The sequence below is a fragment of the Streptomyces sp. MBT65 genome, assembly GCF_016612545.1.
Classification (GTDB): domain Bacteria; phylum Actinomycetota; class Actinomycetes; order Streptomycetales; family Streptomycetaceae; genus Streptomyces.
This window is the reverse complement of record NZ_JAENRY010000027.1, coordinates 1-22,015: the sequence shown is the minus strand read 5'-3', so window position 1 is coordinate 22,015 and position 22,015 is coordinate 1. Positions and strand designations below refer to the sequence as shown.

Below are 22,015 nucleotides of genomic sequence, written 5' to 3'. Positions count from 1 at the left end.
CGAGGCGGCGGCGAGGCCGGCAGGGGCACTGGTTCGTGTCTGGCCGGGCGCGCGTTGGAGCTGGCAGCGGTGGCCGTATCCGGATACGCGCAGTCGGTCCGCTCGACGCCCGCGGCAGCTCAAACAGCCGATCCGGAACTTCCAGGCGATCAGGACTCTCATCTGTGCCAGGGTCCACCGCTGGTCCTCCAGCCGTGCTCGGCGAGTCCGCGGGTCAACTCCTTCTCCAATTCCGCGAACCGGCCGTCAGACAGCCTGGGCAGTTTCGACGGTCCGGTGGAAGCCAGCGCATCCATCCCGCCCTCCCGCCAGGCACGCCGCCAGCGTTCCACCGACTGCTCGCTCTCCCGCAGATCCTTCGCGATCGCCGCGGTCTTCTCGTCGCGCGTGAACCGTTCGCCCGCCTGGTACCGGATCCGCTCACGAAGCTCTTGCCGCTCGGCGGTCAAACCCGCCGCCCTGCGCGTACCGCATACGACCGGCCTACCGCAGGGATCAGCACCCGACAACAACCCGAAGAGATCAGTAGCAGGGGTCAGCGCGCCGGTCGGTGTCGACCGCCTTGCCGTCGGGGGTGAGTGAGCCCGGCCTGGAAGGGTGGACCATCGGCAGGAGCGGAGTGATGCCGATGCCGCTGGCGATGAACAGGTACTTCTCCGCAGGGAGATCACGGAGACTGTGAGTGCCGGATCTCCGGGCGTGAAGGCCTCGAAGATCCGCACCGCCTGCGACAGGGCGGACTTACCGGTGGGTGCCTTCACAGGCCGTACGCCGCGAGTGCCGCGTCCAGCACCGCCAACTGCCGCTCTCGCGGCCACGCGTGGTGGTGCTCCACGGCCGACAGGACCAGCCCATTGGCCAGCACCCGCAACAGGTCAACGGTCGCGTCGACCTGTTCGGCGGGCACCAGGGGTTCGACATGTCGGCGCAGCAGTTCCCGTATGCGCGCGTCCATGGTCGTGAAGAACTCTCCGATGCTCGGCTCCTGGTCGCGTTGGGCGATGAGGACGATGCGGCCCTTCTCCGCCGCCCACTCGTCCTCGGCCAGTGGAAGCATCCAGCGCATCAGGATCCGCAGGCGCGTCGGCGCGTCCGCGCCCTCTTCCAGGGTCGCGAGTTCGGTGTCGTAGCTGTCGATCATCTCGGTCACGACGGCCCGCATCAGTTCCGGGCGGGTCGGAAAGAAGTGGGTGACGAGGGTGATGGAGCCGCCCAGCTCCTTGGCCACGGCACGGATGGTGAGGGCGGAGGGGCCGCCGGAGACGAGGATCCGGCGTGAGGCGTCGATGATGTCGCGACGGCGCTGCTCATGGTCCACATGACGGGGCACGGCTCTCCTCCTGGGGCTTCAGCCTGCCATTCTCCGGCGCGTGCCGCGTCGGCGGGCCGGTATGGCGGATCGCCCATCAAGTAAACGTCTGGTTACGGCACAGGTGATCAAGGCCGACCTATTGTCGAAGTGTATCTATGGATATACATTCACCGATACGCGAAGCGGTACATCAGCCTCCCGCAAGAGCACCCGGTCCTGAGCCAACCCGCCGACCGGCCGACCCACCGGCGTCCTCCACGGTCACTCACCGCCGAGCCGGCCCACATCTCATCCTCGCCGCTCGCCCCAAGCCTCCTCGCGAGCTGTCGAAGCACCCCATGAATCCGAATCTGGAGTCACCGGATGACAGAGCCACCACGTCACACTCCCGGCCTGAGCGCTTTGCTGAGGCCGGCCTCCGTCGCGGTCCTCGGGGCCTCGGCCAGGAAGCTGAGCGCGGGCAACCACGTGCTGCGAAATCTTCGGCGGCAGGACTACGCGGGCGATGTCCACGTGGTTCACCCGACGGCCGCGAGTATCGACGGCCTCGCAGCCGTCCCGGGGGTGGCCCGGCTGCCCGGCGGTATCGACGCCGCCGTCGTCTCCCTGCCCGCCCCGGCCGTCATGGACGCCCTGCGTCAGCTGGAGGCGGCCGGATGCCGGTCGGCACTCGTGCCGACCGTGGGCCTGGACGCCTCCACCACCCGCGCGTTCATCGACTTCGCCCGCACCAGCAAGATGGCCGTGCACGGGCCGAACTGCATGGGATTCATCAACCACACGGACGGCATCCCGCTGTGGATCGACACCGCCAATGTCACCGGTGCCGAGCCCGGCAACGTGGCCCTCATCGCCCAGTCCGGGTCCGCCGCGATCTTCGTGGCCCGGTCCAGCGGACGGGTGCGGTTCTCCAAGGTCGTCTCGTCGGGGGGCGAGTACGGCCTCACGACCGCCGATTATCTGTCCTGGCTGGCCGACGATCCGGCGACGGCCGCGGCCGGGGTGGTTCTCGAATCGATCAGGGACCTGCCCTCCTTCGTCGCCGGGGTGACGCGGATGCGCCAGGCCGGAAAGCCCGTGGTGGTCCTCAAGGTGGGCCGCAGCGCGGTCGGCTCCGCCGCCACGACCGCCCACACCGGGGCCCTGGTGGGCAGTGACGCGGCCTACCAGGCGCTGTTCGAGCGGCTCGACGTGCCCCTGGTCGCGGACTACGACGAGCTCGCGTCCGTACTGCAGTGCCTCACAGTGCCGGACCTGCCGCCAGCGGCAGGCACGAGGGTCGGCGTGATCACCATCTCCGGCGGGCAGGCCGCCCTGGCCGCCGATCTCGCCGAGGCGCGCTCGGTCACCACGCCCGCCTTCACCGAGCCGACCGTCCGCGCGCTGGAGGAGGCCATGCCGGGCGCGACCGTGAACAACCCCTACGACTCCGGGGCAAGCATCCACTTCACCGAAGAGGGCTACGAGCAGTCGATCCGGCTGGTGCTCGACGACCCGGAGGTCGACTCCGTCCTGGTCGTCCTGGACGGCCAGGCCACGCTCACCGACGACGAGGTGGAGTACGAGTCCGACGAGTACCGCTCGGTCCGCGCCGTCGCGGACCAGCGCCCGGCCAAGCCCCTGGTCGTCGCCTCCAGCAGCTCGGTGAGCGTCCACCCGGCCTGCGAAGCCCTTCTCGGCCCCTCGGTCCCCCTCTTGCGGGGCATCGGGAACGGACTCGTCGCGCTGCGCTCGCTCGCCGTCAACCAGCGGCCCGTGCCCACCGACCGGAAGGACGACAGAACCGGCGGTCCCCACCGAGAGGCGATCCGCGAGCTGCGGGCGCAGATCGCGGGACACAGCGGTCCCCTGACCGCAGCCCTCTCGCGAAACCTGCTCTCCCGGTACGGGCTCCCATGCGTCGAATCGGCGGTCGTGCCCGACGCCGAAGGCGCGGTGCGATGGGCCTCGGCTCACGGATATCCGGTAGTCGTGAAGGTCGCGTCAGTTGATGTCGCGCACCGTTCCGACCTCGGCGGGGTAGTCCTCGACGTCAAGGACGAGGCCGCACTGCGGCTCGCTGTCGACGGCATCCGGGACCGAGTGAGTGCGGCCCGCCCCGACGCTGTCATCGACGGCTTCGAGATACAGCGGCAGGTCGGCGACAGCACGGAGGCCATGATCGGCTTCGTGTCGGACCCGGTCTTCGGCGCCGTCACGACCGTCGGCACCGGCGGTACGCTCGTGGAACTTCACAGGGACACGGCGTCCGCACTGGCCCCCATCGACCCGGTCGAAGCCCGACAGGTCATCGCCCGCACCCGCCTCGGCACTGTCCTGGACGGCTACCGCAACCTCCAGCCCAAGACCGACACGGGCCCCCTCGCAGACGCGGTGCACCGGCTCTCCCTGCTGGCCGCCGACTTCGCGGACCTGCTCGCCGAGGGCGATCTCAACCCCGTCTTTGTCGAGCACGGCACCGGCCGCGTCCTGATCGTCGACTCCCTCCTGGTGGCTCACCATGCCTGACATCAACGCTCCCAACACCGCCCTGGCCCAGGACGGCGTGACGGTCACGTTCGCGGAGATCCCGTCCCTCGCCGGCCGCTCGTTCACCGGCGACTGGTTCGCCGTCGACGCCAACAAGCTGCCGCTGTTCGACGAGGCGAGTTACGTCGACGAGAACCCGGACGGATACGACCTGTCCGTCTACCCCGAGCAACTGGTCGAGGGCTTCCATCTGCTCAGCCTCCTCGACCATCTGATGAGCAGGGTCCTGCGGCCCGCTCCCGGGGAGATCGCCGGCTGGAACTACGGGCTTGACCGTGTGCGCTTCGTCTCCCCGGTGCGCGCCGGTGAGCGCATGCGGCTGACGTTCGAGGTCCTTGAGGCCGAGCCTCGCGGCGACAACTACCTGCTCCTGTTCGACTGCGTGATCGAGGTCGAGAACAGGAAACGGCCCGGGTTCACCGCCCAGTGGCGGGTGCTCTGGGTGCCTGGCGACGACGGAGACAACGAAGACGAGGAGTGTCGCGATGAGTGACGACCAGCTGTGCGACATGCCGGCCACCGAGCTGGCCCGCGCCATCAGAGAACGCGCAGTGTCACCGGTCGAAGCGGTCGAAGCCGTGCTGGCCCGGATCGAGCGGGTCGACCCCCTCGTCAACGCCTTCGTGACGGTGACCGCCGAGCAGGCTCTCGCCGCAGCACGGGAGGCCGAACGACAAGTGACGGCCACGCCGGCCGGACAGCTCGCTCCGCTGCACGGCGTGCCGATCACGGTCAAGGACCTCACGGACACCGCCGGGGTACGCACCACCTATGGATCGGTGGCCTTCAAGGACCATGTGCCCGAGCGCGACACCTTGGCGTGGTCCCGTCTCAAGGCGGCCGGAGCGATCCTGGTCGGCAAGACCTGCACTCCTGAGTTCGGGATGCTCGGGGTCACCGAGAGCCCCCTGACCGGCATCACCAACAACCCCTGGGACACCACCAGGACCGCGGGCGGCTCCAGTGGAGGTGCGGCCGCCGCGGTGGCGTCCGGCCTCGCCCCGCTCGCCTGGGGGAGCGACGGGGGCGGCTCCATCCGCGTCCCCGCCTCGTGCTGCGGGGTGGTAGGCCTCAAAGCCTCCACCGGGCGGATCCCCATCCACGGCGAGGCCGACGTCTACGGTCTGGTCGCCGCCTGTGGCCCGCTGACCCGTACGGTCGCGGATGCTGCACTGATGCTCCAGGCCACGGCCGGCCCCGATCCCCATGAGCCGATGGCCCTCCCGGCGCCGCTGGTTCCCTTCACCGACGCTCTCCGCGACGCGAGCGTGCGCGGGCTGCGCGTCGCCTACAGCCCCGACTTTGGGCAGGGCCCGGTCGACCCCGACGTACGCGACCGGTTCGAACAGGCACTGCGGGTGTTCGCCGAGGACCTGGGCGCCCACGTCGAGCCGGTGGACATCGACCTGCCCGACGCCGTCCAGTACTTCCAGGACTTCTGGACACCCGCGTTCACCGTGGCTCTTGACGAGCTGATCGAGCAGGGCTGGGACCCGGCCGGCTCGCCCCCGATCATCAGCCGCCTCGCGGAGAAGGGACGCACCCTCACGGCGGCCGACCACCTGCGGCACTCGGCCTCCGCGCGCGCCCGGATCGCGGAGGGCTTCGCCGCCGTCTTCTCGCGCTACGACCTCCTGCTCACCCCGACGATGCCGTCCGTCGTGTTCCCGCACCCGGGTCCCGCCGCCGGCCCGACCCATGTCGACGGGCAGGCGGTGGCCGAGCCGGGTCTCGCCTTCCACCGCCTGACCGAACCGCCGAGCCACGCCGGTCTGCCCGCCGTCACCGTGCCCTGCGGATTCGACTCGCACGGTCTGCCGGTCGGGCTGCAGATCATCGGCCCCTACCACGGTGACGCGGACATCCTGCGCGCCGCCGCCTGCTACGAGGCGGCCACCGAGTGGTCCACCCGCCGCCCTCCGCTCGTCACGACCCGTCCCAGGAGCACGAGATGACCACTCACCCGACCGCCGCTCCGGCGGCCCGCAGAGCGGCGGCACACCGACGGGCCGGCAGCGCCGCCGCGCTGACCGCGCTCGTCCTCGCCGTCGGCACCGCCTGTTCGTCCGGCACATCGGAGTCGCCCACCGGGTCGGCCGCGAGTCCGTCTCTGACCGCGTCCCTGCCCAAGGCCGCCGCGGGCGACATCGACCACCTCACCTGGGGCCTGCCGCACGGCGAACCGGGATCGCTCGACCCGCTGAACGCGTACGACTTCAGCGTCGACCTGGTGCTGTCCAACCTGTGCGACCCGCTCTTCCGCACCAACCCGAACTTCACCACCAGCCCGAACCTCGCCACCTCCACCTCCCGGCCCGACAAGCTGACCGTGGTCTACACGATCCGCGAGGGCGTGAAGTTCTGGAACGGCCACCCGCTCACCGCCGAGGACGTCGCCTACAGCCTGGGCCGCAACCTCGACCCGCAGGCGCCCTCCCACTTCCTGTTCGCCAAGGTGAAGTCCATCAAGGCGACTGGCACCCACCAGGTCACCGTCCGCTTCAAGACCTATGACGAGCTGTTCACCAAGGAGCTCGCCAGCCCCGTCGGCGGCATCGTCGAGAAGGCGTACGCCGTCAAGGCGGGCAAGAACCTGGGCACCGCCAAGGGCGGCCTGATGTGCAGCGGCCCCTTCGAACTGAAGCAGTGGAACGCGGGCTCCGGCATCGAGCTCGAGCGCAACGACGCCTATTGGAACCCCGCCTACAAGGCCCATGCCAAGACGGCGACGCTCAAGTTCCTGACGGACTCCACCGCTCTGACACAGGCCCTGGTGTCGGGCGAGCTCGACGGCGCCTACGAGGTCCCCCCGGCCGCGATCCCCCGCCTGAAGTCCAGCTCGAAGGGCACGGTGCACTTCGGCCCGTCGATCCAGTACGTCAACCTGGCCGCCGCCCGCTCGGGAGGCCCGCTGGCCGACAAGGCGGTCCGAAAGGCCCTGTTCACCTCCATCGACCGCGCTGCCCTGGCCAAAGTCGTCTTCAACGGTGCCGGCGAGGCCAACTACACCTACCTTCCCAAGAGCACCTGGGACCCGGACGCCCGCAGCGTCTACCAGGACGCCTACGGGGCGTACGAGAAGTCCAACGCCTACGACGTCGACGCGGCCAAGAAGCTCATCGACTCGGCCGACGCCCCCGGCAAGCCGGTCAAGCTCGTCACCCTCGCGGGAGACGCCACCCAGTCCCAGCTCGCCCAGCTCATCCAACAGCAGGCCAAGGCCATCGGGCTGACCGTGCAGATCCAGGCCCTGCAGCCGCTCCAGTACGGCACCATCTTCGTCGACCCCTCGGCGCGCAAGGACGTGGACCTGCTGCTCAGCGTCAGCTACAACCAGGTCGCCGACCCGCTGGAACAGCTCGGCCTCACCCTCCTGCCGGACGCCGCCTACAACTACACCGGCTACGACGACCCGACCGTCACCGATGCTCTCGCCCAGGCCCAGCAGAGCGACGACGCCAAGGAACGGGCGAACCTGATCGTGAAGGCGCAGAAGGTGTACGAGGCGGAGAACCTGACCACCTCCCTGGTCGGGCTGAACGAGGTGTCCTACCTGAACAACAAATTCTCGGGCGCCACGACCTCGTTCGCCTACATGTTCCAGCCGTCTCTCGCCCTCATCGGGCCCGCGAAGTAGCCGATCACCGCGTGGCGGCCCGGACCACCGTGCCGCCACGAACCCCGCCATCCACCGCCAGGTACGGACGGAGGAGATGCAGCCGGCACCCGGCCGTATCGCACGACATCATGACCCTTGCTCCCCCCGCCACCCCACCGGTTCGCCGCAGGTTCCCGGCATACCGACTCACTGCCGCGGCGAAGCGGCTCGTCGGCCCGCTCGCCACCCTTCTGATCTCCTCCTTCGCGGTGTACGCGGCCCTCGGCGCGGCCCCCGGCGACCCGGCGGTCCAGCTCGCGGGCACCCACGCCACCCCCGCGCAGCTCGCCACCGCACGCCACGAACTCGGCCTGGACGACCCTCTCGTGGTCCGCTACTGGCACTGGCTGACGGGTCTGCCCCAAGGACGGCTGGGCACCTCCATCACGTACCGCACGGACGTCGCCGACCTGATCGGACCGCGCCTGGGCACCACACTCCTGCTGATCGCGTACGCCGCTCTCCTCATCGCCGTGCTGGGCGTGACCCTCGGCATCATCGGCGGAGCCTTCCGACGGCTCAGCCCGTATGTGGTCACCCTGACCGCGGTCGGCGTCGCCATCCCCGGCTTCGTCGCCGCCTCCCTGCTGGTGAGCGTCTTCGCCCTGAAGCTGGGCTGGTTCCCGGCGACGGGAGCGGGCTCCGGCGGACTCGGCGACCGGGTGTGGCACCTGACCCTCCCCGCCGTCGCGCTGGCCCTGGGCTGGAGCGCCTGGGTCGCCCAGATCACCCGCACCTCCATCCGCACCGAAGGGTCGCGCGAACACGTCGAGACCGCACGCGGCAGGGGCGTCGCTCCGGGCCTGGTCTTCCGCCGGCACGTCCTGCGCAACGCGTCGATCCCCATCACGACCGTGCTGGGCCTCACCGTGGCCGGGCTGCTGGCCGGGGCGGTCGTCGTCGAGCAGGCCTTCGGCCTGGACGGACTCGGTTCCCTGCTCATCAGCAGCGTGTCCGCCAAGGACTACAACGTGGTGCTCGCGATCAGCGTGCTGCTGGTCGCCGTCTTCGTCGTCGTCACCGGTCTCGTCGACGCCCTCCACCTCCTCCTCGACCCGCGCCTGCGCACGAAAGGCGGTACGGCATGACCGCGCTCACCGGGCTGCCCGCCCCCGCACCCCTGGTCCGGGCCACCCGCCGCCTGCGCTCGACCGACCTCGTACTTGTCGTGGCCACGACCATCTGCGTCCTGCTGGTCTGCGTCGCGGTGGCGGCACCCCTGCTCGCGCCGTACGACCCGGCCCAGACCGACGTCCTCGCGGCGGGTCAGGGCGCCTCGGCGCAGCACTGGCTCGGCACCGACTCCCTCGGCCGCGACATCCTCTCCCGCCTGCTGTACGGGGCACGGCTGAGCCTGCTCGGGCCCGCCCTCGTGGTCACCGTCGCCACGGTCGCCGGTACCGCGCTGGCCATCGCGTCCGTCTGGTACGGCGGCTGGTTCGACCAGGTGGTGACCCGGCTGTCCGACGTGCTGTTCGCCTTCCCCGGCCTGCTGTTCGCTGTCCTGGCCGTGGCCCTGTTCGGCTCCGGGCTGACCGCGCCGGTCACCGCGCTGGCCATCGCGTACACCCCGTACCTGACCCGCATCGTCCGCTCGGTCGCGCACCGGGAACGCCATCTGCCCTACGTCGAGGCCTGCGAGCTGGCCGGTCTGTCCGCCTGGCGGATCTGTACCCGGCACATCCTGCCGAACCTGCTGCCGGTCATCCGTGCCCAGGCCGTCATCAGCTTCGGGACCGCACTGGTAGAACTCGGCGCGATCTCGTACATCGGCCTGGGCGTCCAACCGCCCACCACGGACTGGGGATTGATGATCGCCGACGGCCAGACGGCCCTGCTCAACGGCCAGCCCCAGGCCGCGCTCGCCGCCGGCCTCGCCATCGTCGTCACCGTCGTCGCCTTCAACCTGCTCGGAGAACGGCTCGCCGACCGCGCGGAGGCCAACGCATGAACAACCCCCTGGTCGAAGTCGCGCACCTCCGCCTCGACATCCCCGTCCGCGGACACCTGCGCCGCGTCCTGCACGACGTCAACCTGACCCTGATGCCGGGCGAGGCACTCGGACTCGTCGGTGAGTCCGGGTCCGGCAAGTCGATGACGGCCCGCGCCCTGATGCGCCTGCTGCCCACCGGGTCCATGGTGGACGGCGACGTACGTTTCGACGCGGTGCCCGTGACCGGGATGGACCGCCGCGCTCTGCGCCGCTACCGCGCCCGCGAGGTGGCGATGATCCACCAGGATCCGCGCGCCCACATCAACCCGGTGCGCACCATCGGCGACTTCCTCACCGAAGGCCTGCGCAGCACCGCCTCCGTACCCCGTACCGAGGCCGCCGAGCGGGCCGTCGCCCTGCTGCGGGAGGTGGGCATCGCCGACGCACCGCGCCGCATGGGCCAGTACCCCCACCAGCTCTCCGGCGGCCTGCTACAACGCGTCATGATCGCTTCCGCGCTGCTGGCCCGCCCCCGTCTGATCATCGCCGACGAGCCGACCACCGCCCTGGACGTCACCACCCAGGAAGAGGTCATGGCCATCCTCCACGAACAGCGCGTGGAGCGCGGCCTCGCCATGGTCTTCATCACCCACGACCTCGACCTGGCCGCCGCGGTCACCGACCGGATCGCCGTCATGTACGCGGGAACCGTCGTGGAGAGCGCGAGCGCGAAGGACCTCCACGACACGGCCCGCCACCCCTACACCGTGGGCCTGCTCGCCTCCCGCCCCAGCACCGTGGACGTCCAGCGCCTGTGGGCGATCCCGGGGCGCCCGGTCTCGGCCTTCGAAGCGGGCCCGGGGTGCGTCTTCGCCGACCGCTGCCCCTTCGCCCAGGACCGGTGCCGCACCGAACGCCCGCAGCTGCGCGTACTGGACGACCACCAGGTGGCCTGCCACCGGGCCGAGGAACTGCGCGGCCGGATCACGTTCGACGCCCCGCAACGATCGGAGACGGTATGACCCCGCTGCTGCGCGTGGAAAAGCTGCGCAAGGTCTTCCCTCCGCCCCGGTCCGGGAGCGGAGAGGGCTTCGTCGCCGTGGACGACGTGTCGTTCGCCCTGCCCGCAGGCGGCTCCCTGGCCGTGGTGGGGGAGTCAGGGTCCGGCAAGACGACCGTCGCACGGATGATCGCCGGCATGGAGACACCCACCTCCGGCCTCGTCGAGTACGACGGTACGGCCCGGGCAGGAGGCCGCATCCGGCAACGGGACCGCAGGGCACGGGCCCGCGAGGTCCAGATGGTCTTCCAAGACCCCTACACCTCTCTCGACCCGCACCAGACCGTGGCCGCGGCCATCGAGGAGATCCTGCGCGTCCACTTCCCCGACGACACCGCACACCACGGCGACCGCGTCCGGGAACTCCTGCGGCAGGTCGGCCTGGACGAGCGTCAGGGCGCCGCCCGCCCCCGCGCGCTCTCCGGCGGCCAGCGCCAACGCGCCGCCATCGCCCGCGCGTTGGCGCTACGTCCCCGGCTGCTGATCCTCGACGAGGCGGTGGCCGCGCTCGACGTCAGCGTCCAGGCCCAGATCATCAACCTGCTCGCGGACCTGCGCGCCGAGACCCAGGTGGCGTACCTGTTCATCTCCCACGACCTGGGCGTCGTTCGCCAGGTGAGCGACGAGTGCGTCGTCATGCACCACGGCAGCGTCGTCGAAGCGGGCCCGACCGCCCGCATCCTCGACCACCCTGAGGACCCCTACACGCAGCGCCTGCTGTCCGCCGTCCCCCGGCCCGGATGGATCCCGCGCCGCCGCGCCGCCTCCAACGCCACAGCCTGACAAGGACCTTCGCCGATGCCCATCGCCACTGAACGCATAGGCCCCGCCCCCCTTGTCGGGGCGGCCGAGCAGTACCGGGTGCCCATGCGGGACGGCGTCGCACAGGCTGCCGACGTCTGTCTCCCCACCTCCTCGGACCGCCGGCGCACGGTGTTGTTCCGCCCGCCGTATGACCAGCACGGCCGCTACCGCTTCATGGAGCAGATTGCCGACGGTGACTTCCCGCACTGCCTGTGGCATTCCGGCACTCAGGCGCTGTACGCCGACGGCCACCTCACCGGCCATGCGCGGTCTGCAGTGTTGGGATCCGAGGAATGAGGGCTGTGCAGTTTCAAGGACAACCTCGCTCATCCCAGGAGACCGGGCGCGGCCCCGCACCCATTGCAAGGCTGGCGGGCATCGGGCGCTATCCGGTCAAGGGGCTGGGAGGCGAGGCACTCGACGAAGCGTTTCTCGGTTTGGACGGCCTGCGCTTCGACCGTCTGCTCGGCCTGGCCAACGATGTGATCCCACTGGAGAGTTTCGGCAACTGGACGAGCTACGAGGCCTTCCACGCCCTGGACACCCGACCGGATCTCGGAGGCTACTCGGCCCGCATCGTCGCGGACACCGGAACGGAGGGCGCCGAGGTCGTTCTCACGGCCCGGGACGGCGAAGAACTGCGGCTCCGACTCCGGGAGGACGGCCGCCTGGACGACGACGAGTTCGTCGTGTCCCGCATCCAGCACTGGTTCGGTACCCCGGGCCGGACCGCGCGCCTTGCCTCCTCCGGCAGCCATCTGTGGGACTTCGCCGACGCCCCGATATCGATCATCAACCTGGCCACCGTCCGCGACATCGCGCGCGTCGCGAAGACCCCGCTCGATCCGCGGCGGTTCAGAGCCAACCTGTACGTCGACGGCCTGCCCCCGTGGGCCGAGTTCGGTCTCCTGGGCGCGGGCCTGCGCATCGGTGAGGTCGACCTCGATGTGCTGCGGCCCATAGAGCGGTGCAGGGCGACGGCCGTCGACCCCGCCACCGGAGGCACCGAGGTCAATGTCCCCGGGATCCTCGCCGGCCACTTCGGACACCGCTACTGCGGGGTCTATGCCCAGGTCGCGACGCCGGGCTTGCTCCAGGTCGGCGAGCATGTGCACGTCGGTGTACGCCGCCCGCTCACGTACGCGGGCCAGAAGATGAGTCGGACGGAGATCGCTTCAGCGCCACGGATGGCCAGGGTGACCTCGGTGAGCCGGGCTGCCGCTACCGCCACCAGCATCGAGTTCGAGGATCCGAGCCCCGCTTTCGCGACGGCGCGGCCCGGTCAGTATCTGCGAGTACACCGCCTCGGGGTGGACGCTCCAGGATGGCGCAACTACACGATCAGCCGCGCCGGTGACGGACCCGCACGCATCACCGCGGAGTATCGCGACGGCGGCGTGGTGTCACCGTGGCTCTCCCGTCTGCAGCAGGGTGAACATGTCCTGGTCACCGGCCCGTTCGGGGATGCTGTCATCGACGCGGACGAGGACCGCCCGCTCCTGGTCCTGACGGCCGGCATCGGCATCACTCCGGCGCTCGCCATGGCCCACGCCCTGGTGGCCGGGAGCAGCGACCGCCCGGTGGACTTCGTACACGTCGTCCGCGATTACGAAAGTCTTCCGCACCGGGACGAACTCCAGTCAGCCATCGCACAGTTGAGCCGCGCCCGCCTGCACCTGCACGTGACACGGCCCCAGCCCGAGAACGGTGCGGTGGAACATCGCCGCGGACGTCCTGACGGCGCGTTCATCACCAGCATCCTGGCGGAAGCAGTCTCCACGGAAGTCCACCTGTGCGGACCCGCTTCATTCGTCCGCGAGATGAGGGAGATCGTGCAGGCGGCGGGTGTGCCTGCGACCTCGATCCGGTACGACGCGTTCTATTCACCCAGGCCGGTGGACGTCACACCGCGGCCGGCCCCGCACGCGGGTCCGTTCCAGGTGACCTATCGGCCGTCAGGGGCGATGGCCGAGTGGAGTCCCGCGTCGGGAACGCTCCTCGACCTGGCGGAGTCCCAGGGGCTGACGCTGCGCGCCGACTGCCGTGCCGGAGTGTGCGGGACCTGTGCGTCAACCGTCCATGGCCGTACGGCGTATCTCGTCGACCCGCTTGTGGAACCCCGTGACGGAACGGTGCTGCTCTGCAGTTCGGTTCCGACGACAGATCTCGTGATCGACGAGAGCTGACAGATCTTGAATCCAAGGATGTTGTCCTGATGGACCGTTGCGTCGACGCATACGAGGCCGATCTCACTTCGTTGCCACTGGAGGAGGCCGTCGTTCTCGCGGGATGTCCGGTGGCATGGGGGAGAACCTTGGGCGAGTTCAGGGGGATCGAGGTCGGGCTGTGGGCACTGACGGGCGGCACGGTCCGCGATGTCGAGGCCGACGAGATCTTCGTCGTGCTGGACGGGGAGGCGACCGTGCGATTCGACACCGGGGAGAGTGTCGAGCTCACCCCCGGTGTCGTCGTACGCCTGCATGCGGGGGAGCGGGCCGAGTGGGAGGTTCGCACCGCACTGCGAAAGCTCTACGTCGTCGCCGGCTGAGAGGTTGCTCGGGGCCGGCTCATCTTCTCGCCGGTGAATCCCCGGTAGTACTGCAGCCGGCCTCGGACGACCCCTTGTTAAAAATAACGTAGGATATATATTGAGTCATACATAATGGGGGCCTGAACGAAAGCGAGCCCGGACGTTCCGCGCCTGGCGCTCCTCGGGTTCGTGAAGTCCGTCAAGGCCGCGGGTTCGGACGCTGCCACCGTCCGAACCCCACCTACGACGGGCCGCTTGCGCACGAACCGGCCGCGCCGCGGGGGAGACGGGCGGAGCCGATGACGGGCCGCCCGCAGTGATTTCGGCACCGAAATCCTCTGCTGGGAGCCCACCGTGTTCCGACCGTCCCTCACGTCTCGAACTCGCTGCCCTGCGCTCCGACATGCCACAGTCCGCCGCCCTGCCTGGAGGAAAGCATGAGATCGAAGAGGACAACAGCCACCGTGCCTCCTGCATCACACATCCCCAACGGGGACGTCTCCTTCTGGTACCAGGACGAGCCCGTGACGGCACACCGTGCCGCCCTGACGAAGGACGTGACGGCGGATGTCGCCGTCATCGGGGCCGGATTGTCCGGACTGTGGACCGCCTACTACCTGGCGCGGGCCCGGCCCGATCTGCGGATCGTCGTCATCGAGCGAGAGTTCGCCGGGTTCGGTGCCTCGGGCCGCAACGGCGGGTGGCTGTCGGCCGAGCTGGCCGGCCCCCGCGAACGCTACGCCGCCGCCCATGGCCGCGAAGGCGTGACCCAGTTGCTCGCCGCCCTGCGCGGCGCCGTGGACGAGGTGATCGCGGTGGCGGCCAGGGAGCGCATCGAGGCCGACATCGTCAAGGACGGAATGGTGCTCATCGCCCGCTCGCAGGCACAGCGTGCCCGCCTGCGCCAGCAGGTCGAGTACGAACGGTCGTGGGGCGCCGGCGAGTCAGACTTCCACGAGCTGACGACCGCCGAACTCGGCCGCCGCATGAACGTGCCGTCGGCCCTCTCGGCTGCCTACAGCCCGCACTGCGCCAGGGTCCAGCCGGCCAAGCTCGTACGAGGGCTCGCCCGGGTGGTGGAGGCACAGGGGACCGTCATCTACGAGCAGACCGCGGCGACGGCGGTCTCGCCCCATCAGGTCACCACCGACCGGGGCACGGTAACCGCCGAGCACGTGGTGCAGTGCCTGGAAGGCTTCAGCGCGGGCCTGCCCGGGCAGCGCCGCACCTGGCTTCCGATGAACTCCTCCATGATCGTGACGGAGCCGCTGCCCGACGCGGTCATGGACCAGGTGGGCTGGCACGGAGCCGAGGTCCTCGGCGACAGCGCCCACGCATATCTGTACGCACAGCGGACCGCCGACGGCCGCATCGCGCTCGGCGGGCGTGGAAACCCCTACCGCTTCGGCTCACGGACGGACGACCGCGGGCGCACCCCGGACGCCACCGTGAAGTCGCTGATCGCCACCCTGCACACCCTGTTCCCCGCCACCGCCGGCGTGCGGATCGACCACGCATGGTGCGGAGTACTCGCTGTGCCGCGCGACTGGTGCACCACCGTCAATCACGATCGCGACACCGGTGTCGCGATGGCCGGCGGCTACGTCGGCAGCGGTCTGACCACCACCAATCTGGCGGGCCGGACACTCGCGGATCTGGTGCTCGGGGAGAAGTCGGAACTGACCTGCCTTCCCTGGGTGAACAGGCGGATCCGGCGCTGGGAACCGGAACCGCTGCGCTGGCTCGGCGTGCAGACCATGTACGCGCTCTACCGCGCGGCGGACCGCCGGGAGAGCCGCCCTGAGCAGCGCACCACGAGCCGATGGGCACGCCTGGCCGACACATTCGCCGGCCGCTGACGAGTCCGGCGCGACTCGGACGCGCTCACTCCGGTGTCGCCGCGGCCAATCGGTGTCGGCACCGAACTTGTCGCAGGCAGCAAGACGGCCTGAACCGCGTACGCACACCGCCCCTCGGCCCCTACCGTCGAAAGGACCCGGCCCCATGCCCACCGCCTACGAACACATAGGCCCCGCCCCTCTGAACGAATCGGCCGAACAGCGCATGGTTCCCATGCGGGACGGTGCCGAACTCGCGACGGACCTCTACATTCCCTCCTCTCCCGAGCCCTGCCCCGCCGTGCTGTTCCGACTCCCGTACGACAAGAACAGCCGGTACATGCTCATGGCGCAACTCGCCCCCCACTTCACCAGCCACGGCTACGCCCTCGTCGTCCAGGACGTCCGAGGCAAGTTCCGCTCGCAGGGCGAGACGCGCCCCTTCGAGCACGAAGCGGAGGACGGCTACGACACGATCGACTGGATCACCCGCCAGCCGTGGTCCGATGGTCGCGTCGGCATGTGCGGGGACTCGTACTTCGGCTTCACCCAGTGGGCAGCAGTCACCACCGGCCACCCGGCACTGCGCGCCATCGTGCCCCGGGCCACCTCGATGGAACTCGCCGCTGTCGTGCCCCGCTGGGAACCGCGGAGCATCGTCACGCTGTACGGGGCCGAATACCTGGCCGACTACTGGGCCGGCCCCGACATCGTGTCCCACTCCATCGACTACGATCGCCGGCCGCTGATCGACGCCTTGGAGGAGAAGTTCGCCGTCACCGGAATGCGGTCATCCGCCTTCGACTCCTGTGTGCCGCACCCGTTGGCTCTCGATCTCTACCCCCAGGGCCACCCCCTGCAGGCGCGACCGGTGCCGACGCTGCACGGAGTCGGCTGGTTCGACAACCTCCAGACTGAATCCATGCGCGACTACAGCGCCATGGCGGCCCACTCCTCCTGGGGGCCGCTGACCTACCTCTTCGCCGATTCGGTGGACCACGAGAATTACCACCTGTCCCAGGCCCCGGTCACGCCCGAGAACGACCACAGTGTCGACGACGCCGCGCTGAGCCGACTCGTCGCCCGCTATGTCGAGCCCGTGCTGGAGTTCTTCCGTATCTTCCTCAAGGAAGAGGACAGTGCTGAACAACTGCCGCGCGTCCGCTGGAACCTCGGGCACATCGGCCCTCAGACGGCCGAGAGCTGGCCGCCCCCCGGCACCCGCGAACTCCGTCTCCACCTGGCCTCGCCCACCAGGGCGGTCCTGGACACGGACGGCGGCACGCTCCGCGAGCAGCAGAAGAGACTCCCCGAAACCATGAGCTGGGTCCACGACCCTGACGATCTGGTACCGAGCGTCATCGCCGACCCCTTCTCCGCGCTGCGCGAATGGCCCGACCAGAGCCGAGTGCACTCCCGCCCCGACGTTCTCACCTTCACCAGTGAACGCGCGACGGCACCGTGCGACCTGGCCGGCCCGGCCCGAGTCACGCTCACGGCCCGCTCCACAGCCCCCTGCATGCACCTGTTCGCCAAGCTCTACGACGTCTCGCCCGCAAACGAGGCGCGCCTGCTTCTACGGGGCCAGAGCGTGATCGCTTCACAGGACCGCGAACTCCCCGACCAGGTGACCATCGACCTCGGACACCTCGGCTACCGACTGCGCCCGGGACACCGGCTGCGCCTGCAGCTCTGCTGCAGCGACTTCCCCCACTACGTGTGGCACCCCGGTACGGACGAGAACCCATGGCTTGCCGCAGCGGGCCGCCCCAGCACCCAGACCCTCACCACGGGCGGCGAGCGGGCGAGCCACCTCTCCCTGACCACACTCGCCGAGCCTGCCTGACCGGCCCGACGCCGGATGACGGACGAAGACGAATGGAGCATGCAATGAGTACCAGCCCAGACGGCACTGGTCCGGAGCACTGGCAGGTGACGCCCATGATCCCGGTCGGAAAGGAGCAGGCCGCCCTCTGCCTCGCGGAACGATTCGGGGTCAGTGGCGCGCTGGAGGAACTGGGCAGCGCCCAGGACTGCAACTTCCGGGTGCACACAGGCCCCGGCCAGGACGGATACGTACTCAAGATCTTCAATCCGGTGTCCGAAAACGCCACCCTGCGAGCCCAGTGCGAGGCCGTCGAGCGGCTGGCCGGCGTTGTGCCGGATCTGCGCCTGCCCCGTGCCCACCGTGGGGCCGACGGAGAGTTCATCCAACGCATCAGCGTGAACGGCCAGGAACTCGACTGCCAACTGCTCGACTACGTCCCGGGCGAACCGATCATGGACAGCCGATACCTGGCGCCACGGGTCGTCGCGCGCCTGGGTGAACTCGCCGGACGCATCACCGTCGGCCTGGAGAACTTCGAGGCACCCGCCGAGGGCCGGCCACTGCTGTGGGACCTGCGCAACGCCCGCGCGGTCGTGACGTCGTTGGCGCCGCACATGGCCGACAGGAAACGCGCCGACCAGGTGCTGCGGGCCGCTCACGCGGCCCATGAACTCCTCGACCGGTATGCGGCCGAACTGCCCGTTCAGGTGATCCACGGCGACGTCACCGACAACAACGTGGTGTGTGAGACGGAACCCGACGGCCGCCCCATGCCGGTGGGTGTGATCGACTTCGGGGACCTCATGCACAGCTGGGCCGTCGCCGAGCTGGCTGTCACCTGTACCTCGGTCCTGCACCACCACGGAGCCACGCCCGCCTCGGTCCTCCCCGCCGTACGGGCCTTCCACGGCGTCCGGCCGCTGAGTGGCGCCGAAGTACAGGTGCTGTGGCCGTTGATCGTCCTACGTGGCTGCGTTCTTGTCGCATGCGGCCAGTACGACGCTCTGATGGATCCCGGCAACGCCTATACGGCGGCAGCCCTGGACGGTGAATGGGCGATGTTCGAAGCCAGTACGGCGGTCCCGACGGAGGTGATGACAGCTCACTTCCAGCACTCCCTCGAAGGCATCGGGGACCGCCGGGAGCCGACCACCGGTCTGCCGGTCGGCGCACGGCACCTCTTCCCGGAACTGGCGGGCAAGGTGAGCACGCTCGACCTGTCGGTCACCTCCGACACCCTGCACTCAGGACGGTGGCTCGGCGCTGACGCCGAGTCCACCCTGGCCGCCGAGGCTCTGGTCGCCAACGGTGCGGTACTCACACGGCACGGCGAGCACCGCCTCACCCGAACAACCGTCGACTCCACCCGAGTCGCGGCCACGCTGGCGCTTGGAATCGAGGCTCACCTCACCGGACCCACACAGGTCCGGGCCCCATGGCCGGGCACAGTCACCCGGCACGCCGAAAACGGCCTGACCCTGACATCCGACGGTCTGCGCCTCGTCCTGGACGGCATCGACGTGGACTGCACCGGAGTGGTCCGGGCCGGACAGCCAATGGGAACCGTCGCTGCGGGCGACAGCGGCCACAGAATCCACGTCCAGCTGTCACGACTGGCCGAGGGACTGCCGCCGCGCTTCGTGACACCTGAGCTGGCGGCCAGCTGGCTGGCACTCTCTCCGGATCCCACCGAGCTGATCACACCGGCTCCCGCCAGACCGGCGGCAGATGACCCCGCACCGGCCCTGCTGGAGCGCCGCGAACGGTCCTACGCCACCGTCCAGGAGCACTACTTCACCGCACCGCCACGGATCGAGCGCGGCTGGCGGCACTACCTGGTGGACATGGAGGGCCGCGGCTACCTCGACATGGTCAACAACGTGACCGTCCTGGGACATGGCCATCCCCGGCTCGCTTCGGCCGTGCACCAGCAGTGGCAGCTCCTGAACACCAACTCACGGTTCCACTACGAGTCGGTGGTGCGGCTGTCCGAACAGCTGACTGCGACGCTGCCCGACCAGCTGAACACCGTATTCCTCGTGAACAGCGGCTCCGAAGCCGTCGACCTGGCACTGCGGCTGGCCTGGGCCGCGACCGGACGACAGGACGTCGTCGCGATGGACGAGGCATACCACGGGTGGACCTACGCCAGCGACGCCGTCTCCACCTCGACCGTGGACAACCCCGCAGCTGCCGAATCCCGCCCCGCCTGGGTCCACACGGTCTCGGCACCGAACTCCTACCGCGGAACGCACCGGGGCCCGGAAGCCGACCGCTACGGCCCCGAGGCCGCTGCCGTGATCACCGACCTGGCCCGGTCCGGCCGTCCGCCTGCGGCGTTCCTCTGCGAGCCGTACTACGGCAATGCCGGCGGCATCGAGCTTCCTGACGGCTACCTGGCGCAGGTCTATGCCGCAACCCGCGCCGCGGGCGGTCTGTGCATCGCGGACGAGGTCCAGGTCGGCCTCGGACGGCTCGGGTCGTGGTTCTGGGGATTCGAGCAGCAGAGGGTCGTGCCGGACATCGTCACGATCGCCAAGGCGATGGGGAACGGACATCCGCTCGGTGCGGTGATCACACGCCGCGACATCGCCGAGGCATACCGTCCCCAGGGATACTTCTTCTCCTCGGCCGGTGGCAGCCCCGTCAGCTCTGTGGTCGGCCTGACCGTGCTCGACGTGCTTCGCGACGAAAGGCTGCAGGAAAACGCCAGCGCCGTGGGTGCCTACCTGCGGTCAAGACTGCAGGAACTCGCGGACAGACACCCGCTGATCGGTGCTGTCCATGGAACTGGACTGTACCTGGGCGTGGAACTGGTCAGAGACCCTCACACACTGGAACCCGCCACGGAGGAGACCGCCGCCATCTGTGACCGCCTGCGGGAACTCGGCGTGATCGCGCAACCGACCTCGGACCGAATGTGCGTCCTGAAGATCAAACCACCGCTGTGCCTGACCACCACGAGCGCGGACGTGTTCGTGGCAGCCCTCGACGACGTGCTCACCAACGGATGGTGACCACCGGTAATTCTGGGTGCTCAGGCTCAATACACCGACGATGTGCGTGAGCTGGTCGCTTCCGGGACGGCGGCGGTTCCGTGGCAGCGGCGCCGTAATCGTCCAGGTGGCTTGACGCTCGTCTGCGTGGGATGTCTTGTCCCCGACGACCGCGCCATGCCGGGCAGGAGGGCGGCCTACGGGCACGCGGACCCGTATCTTCCGCCGCAGTACAGGGATGAACGGCGGGCTGTCTGCGGCCTGGCCCGAAGCCAGTGCGAATGTCGGCGGGCGGCCAGGGTGACGGTGGCGCGGGCGCCGGATTCGTCAACTGTGGTCCGTGTCCGTCGATTCGGAAGGATGCGTGCCCTATGGGCCCATTCAACAGATGACTCACCAGTAGGAGGTGTTGATCCATCAAGTACAGAGGCGAGTGCAGGGACGCCTACGTCTGGATCCACCGTCTCAACGCCTCGACGGTGTTCTCCGGCGAAGTGTTGAAGCACAGCCGGATCCCGGGCGAACGCATGCTCCTGGAGCAGCTCCCGGACGGCTGCCTCGGCGCGGTCCGGAGAGGTGTCGATCAGGCAGGGGACAGCATCGAACCCCGCCTCGCGCAGCGCCGCGATCCCGGCTTCTATCCGGGCGATGAGTATCGCCTCGTTGTCGAAACCGTCGAGCATCCTGCTGTAGTCGGGCGCACTGGGATGCAGGCCGATGGACAGTACCTTCGTGTCGCTCGGCAAGGGGGTTGTGGTCGTCGGCCGGCTCACGGGCGATGCCTCTCTGTTCGCATCGAGGGGTGGTTGCCTCGGAAGACGGGCTGTCGTCTGCCCTGCCTCCTTACCGTGCGCGTTCTGGAAGTCGTGGACCCGCTTCAGCGTCGAAGCCGGAGATGACAGGAACGCGGGGAACATGCTCTCGTTCTCGCTGTACGTCGGGGCCGTCATGAGGCCTCGGCGAGGCTGTCGAGCACGCGCGAGCCGAAGTGCTCCTCGATCCGTGCCGGGAGCCCGTCGGAGTCGGCCTCCAGCCGCATCATCGCCGGCAGCCGGAACCGAAGTTCAGGCGCTCGGCCAGGTGCTGAGGGCCTGGTCGACGACGCGGTGCATGTCTTCTGGACTGGCGCCGCCGGAGGCCTGCACTGCGAGGCCCTGCCCGACGGTGTTCACGTAGCGGGCGAGGGTTTCCGGGTCGGCGGTGGGGGGCAGGTCGCCCTCGGCCTGGGCCTGTTCGAACCGTTTCCGCAGGGCGGCCACTCCGGCCTCCCGGCGTTCGGCCAGGTCGCGCCGGACCGGTTCGCTTTCCGGGCCGGCGGCCAGCGCGGACTGCACCAGCAGGCAGCCGCGCGGGCAGCCGGGGAGGGTGTGGGCGTTGACGCCTCCGTGCAGCATCGCCTCGGCCACCTGCCGGGCGGTGGGCAGCTCAAGAGCAGGGCCCACGAAGGCTCCCGGGCCCTGCAGGTACCGGTCGACGGCCTTGCGGAACAGCTCCTCCTTGTTTCCGAAGGCGGCGTAGATGCTGCGC

18 protein-coding genes are annotated in these 22,015 nt (G+C 69.5%); 14 read left to right on the top strand and 4 right to left on the bottom strand.

Annotated elements, in window-relative coordinates:
- Positions 1 to 158 precede the first annotated feature (158 nt).
- Both JHN63_RS08745 and JHN63_RS52500 read right to left on the bottom strand, forming a co-directional pair.
- On the bottom strand, positions 159 to 449 hold the full coding sequence (locus tag JHN63_RS08745) for a helix-turn-helix domain-containing protein (RefSeq protein WP_200678544.1): 291 nt from the start codon (positions 447 to 449) through the stop codon (positions 159 to 161).
- A 308-nt stretch (positions 450 to 757) separates the two neighbouring features.
- Entirely contained in the window at positions 758 to 1,330 is a 573-nt protein-coding gene (locus JHN63_RS52500) for a TetR/AcrR family transcriptional regulator (protein ID WP_200678543.1), read from the bottom strand.
- Positions 1,331 to 1,675: 345 nt separating this feature from the next.
- On the opposite strand from JHN63_RS52500, the gene JHN63_RS08735 reads away from it, so the two are divergent.
- The 14 genes from JHN63_RS08735 (at position 1,676) to JHN63_RS08670 (ending at position 20,509) form a co-directional block, all read left to right on the top strand.
- Positions 1,676 to 3,820: an acetate--CoA ligase family protein gene (locus JHN63_RS08735; RefSeq protein WP_200678542.1), complete on the top strand. Its 2,145-nt coding sequence runs from the start codon at positions 1,676 to 1,678 to the stop codon at positions 3,818 to 3,820.
- On the top strand, positions 3,813 to 4,334 hold the full coding sequence (locus JHN63_RS08730) for a MaoC/PaaZ C-terminal domain-containing protein (protein WP_200678540.1): 522 nt from the start codon (positions 3,813 to 3,815) through the stop codon (positions 4,332 to 4,334). Before JHN63_RS08735 ends, JHN63_RS08730 begins: the two co-directional genes overlap by 8 nt.
- Positions 4,327 to 5,796, top strand: a complete 1,470-nt coding sequence (locus JHN63_RS08725) for an amidase (RefSeq protein WP_234476322.1) — start codon at positions 4,327 to 4,329, stop codon at positions 5,794 to 5,796. Before JHN63_RS08730 ends, JHN63_RS08725 begins: the two co-directional genes overlap by 8 nt.
- Positions 5,793 to 7,478, top strand: coding sequence for an ABC transporter substrate-binding protein (locus JHN63_RS08720; protein ID WP_200678539.1), 1,686 nt, complete (start codon positions 5,793 to 5,795; stop codon positions 7,476 to 7,478). The genes JHN63_RS08725 and JHN63_RS08720 overlap by 4 nt, the downstream gene beginning before the upstream one ends.
- 110 nt (positions 7,479 to 7,588) lie before the next feature.
- On the top strand, positions 7,589 to 8,587 hold the full coding sequence (locus tag JHN63_RS08715) for an ABC transporter permease (RefSeq protein WP_200678537.1): 999 nt from the start codon (positions 7,589 to 7,591) through the stop codon (positions 8,585 to 8,587).
- Complete coding sequence (locus JHN63_RS08710) at positions 8,584 to 9,450, top strand: ABC transporter permease (protein WP_200678535.1); 867 nt, start codon at positions 8,584 to 8,586, stop codon at positions 9,448 to 9,450. The genes JHN63_RS08715 and JHN63_RS08710 overlap by 4 nt, the downstream gene beginning before the upstream one ends.
- Positions 9,447 to 10,454, top strand: a complete 1,008-nt coding sequence (locus tag JHN63_RS08705) for an ABC transporter ATP-binding protein (RefSeq protein WP_200678533.1) — start codon at positions 9,447 to 9,449, stop codon at positions 10,452 to 10,454. Before JHN63_RS08710 ends, JHN63_RS08705 begins: the two co-directional genes overlap by 4 nt.
- A complete protein-coding gene (locus tag JHN63_RS08700) occupies positions 10,451 to 11,275 on the top strand; it encodes an ABC transporter ATP-binding protein (protein ID WP_200678531.1) in 825 nt (274 codons plus the stop codon). Before JHN63_RS08705 ends, JHN63_RS08700 begins: the two co-directional genes overlap by 4 nt.
- A gap of 15 nt (positions 11,276 to 11,290) precedes the next feature.
- Complete coding sequence (locus JHN63_RS08695; RefSeq protein WP_200678529.1) at positions 11,291 to 11,593, top strand: hypothetical protein; 303 nt, start codon at positions 11,291 to 11,293, stop codon at positions 11,591 to 11,593.
- Positions 11,594 to 11,733: 140 nt separating this feature from the next.
- A complete protein-coding gene (locus JHN63_RS08690) occupies positions 11,734 to 13,482 on the top strand; it encodes an MOSC domain-containing protein (RefSeq protein ID WP_200678527.1) in 1,749 nt (582 codons plus the stop codon).
- Positions 13,483 to 13,610: 128 nt separating this feature from the next.
- On the top strand, positions 13,611 to 13,844 hold the full coding sequence (locus tag JHN63_RS08685; RefSeq protein ID WP_200678525.1) for a cupin domain-containing protein: 234 nt from the start codon (positions 13,611 to 13,613) through the stop codon (positions 13,842 to 13,844).
- Between the two features lie 419 nt (positions 13,845 to 14,263).
- Entirely contained in the window at positions 14,264 to 15,685 is a 1,422-nt protein-coding gene (locus tag JHN63_RS08680) for an FAD-binding oxidoreductase (protein WP_200678523.1), read from the top strand.
- A gap of 145 nt (positions 15,686 to 15,830) precedes the next feature.
- Positions 15,831 to 17,510 carry a CocE/NonD family hydrolase gene (locus tag JHN63_RS08675; RefSeq protein WP_200678521.1) on the top strand — a complete coding sequence of 560 codons (1,680 nt, stop codon included), beginning with the start codon at positions 15,831 to 15,833 and terminating at the stop codon, positions 17,508 to 17,510.
- Between the two features lie 44 nt (positions 17,511 to 17,554).
- A complete protein-coding gene (locus JHN63_RS08670; protein WP_200678520.1) occupies positions 17,555 to 20,509 on the top strand; it encodes an aminotransferase in 2,955 nt (984 codons plus the stop codon).
- A 176-nt stretch (positions 20,510 to 20,685) separates the two neighbouring features.
- On the opposite strand, the gene JHN63_RS08665 is transcribed toward JHN63_RS08670, so the two are convergent.
- Both JHN63_RS08665 and JHN63_RS08660 read right to left on the bottom strand, forming a co-directional pair.
- Positions 20,686 to 21,438: a hypothetical protein gene (locus JHN63_RS08665; protein ID WP_200678519.1), complete on the bottom strand. Its 753-nt coding sequence runs from the start codon at positions 21,436 to 21,438 to the stop codon at positions 20,686 to 20,688.
- Between the two features lie 114 nt (positions 21,439 to 21,552).
- Positions 21,553 to 22,015 (bottom strand): TetR/AcrR family transcriptional regulator (locus tag JHN63_RS08660; protein ID WP_200678518.1); only part of this gene is annotated, 463 nt, incomplete at its 5' end.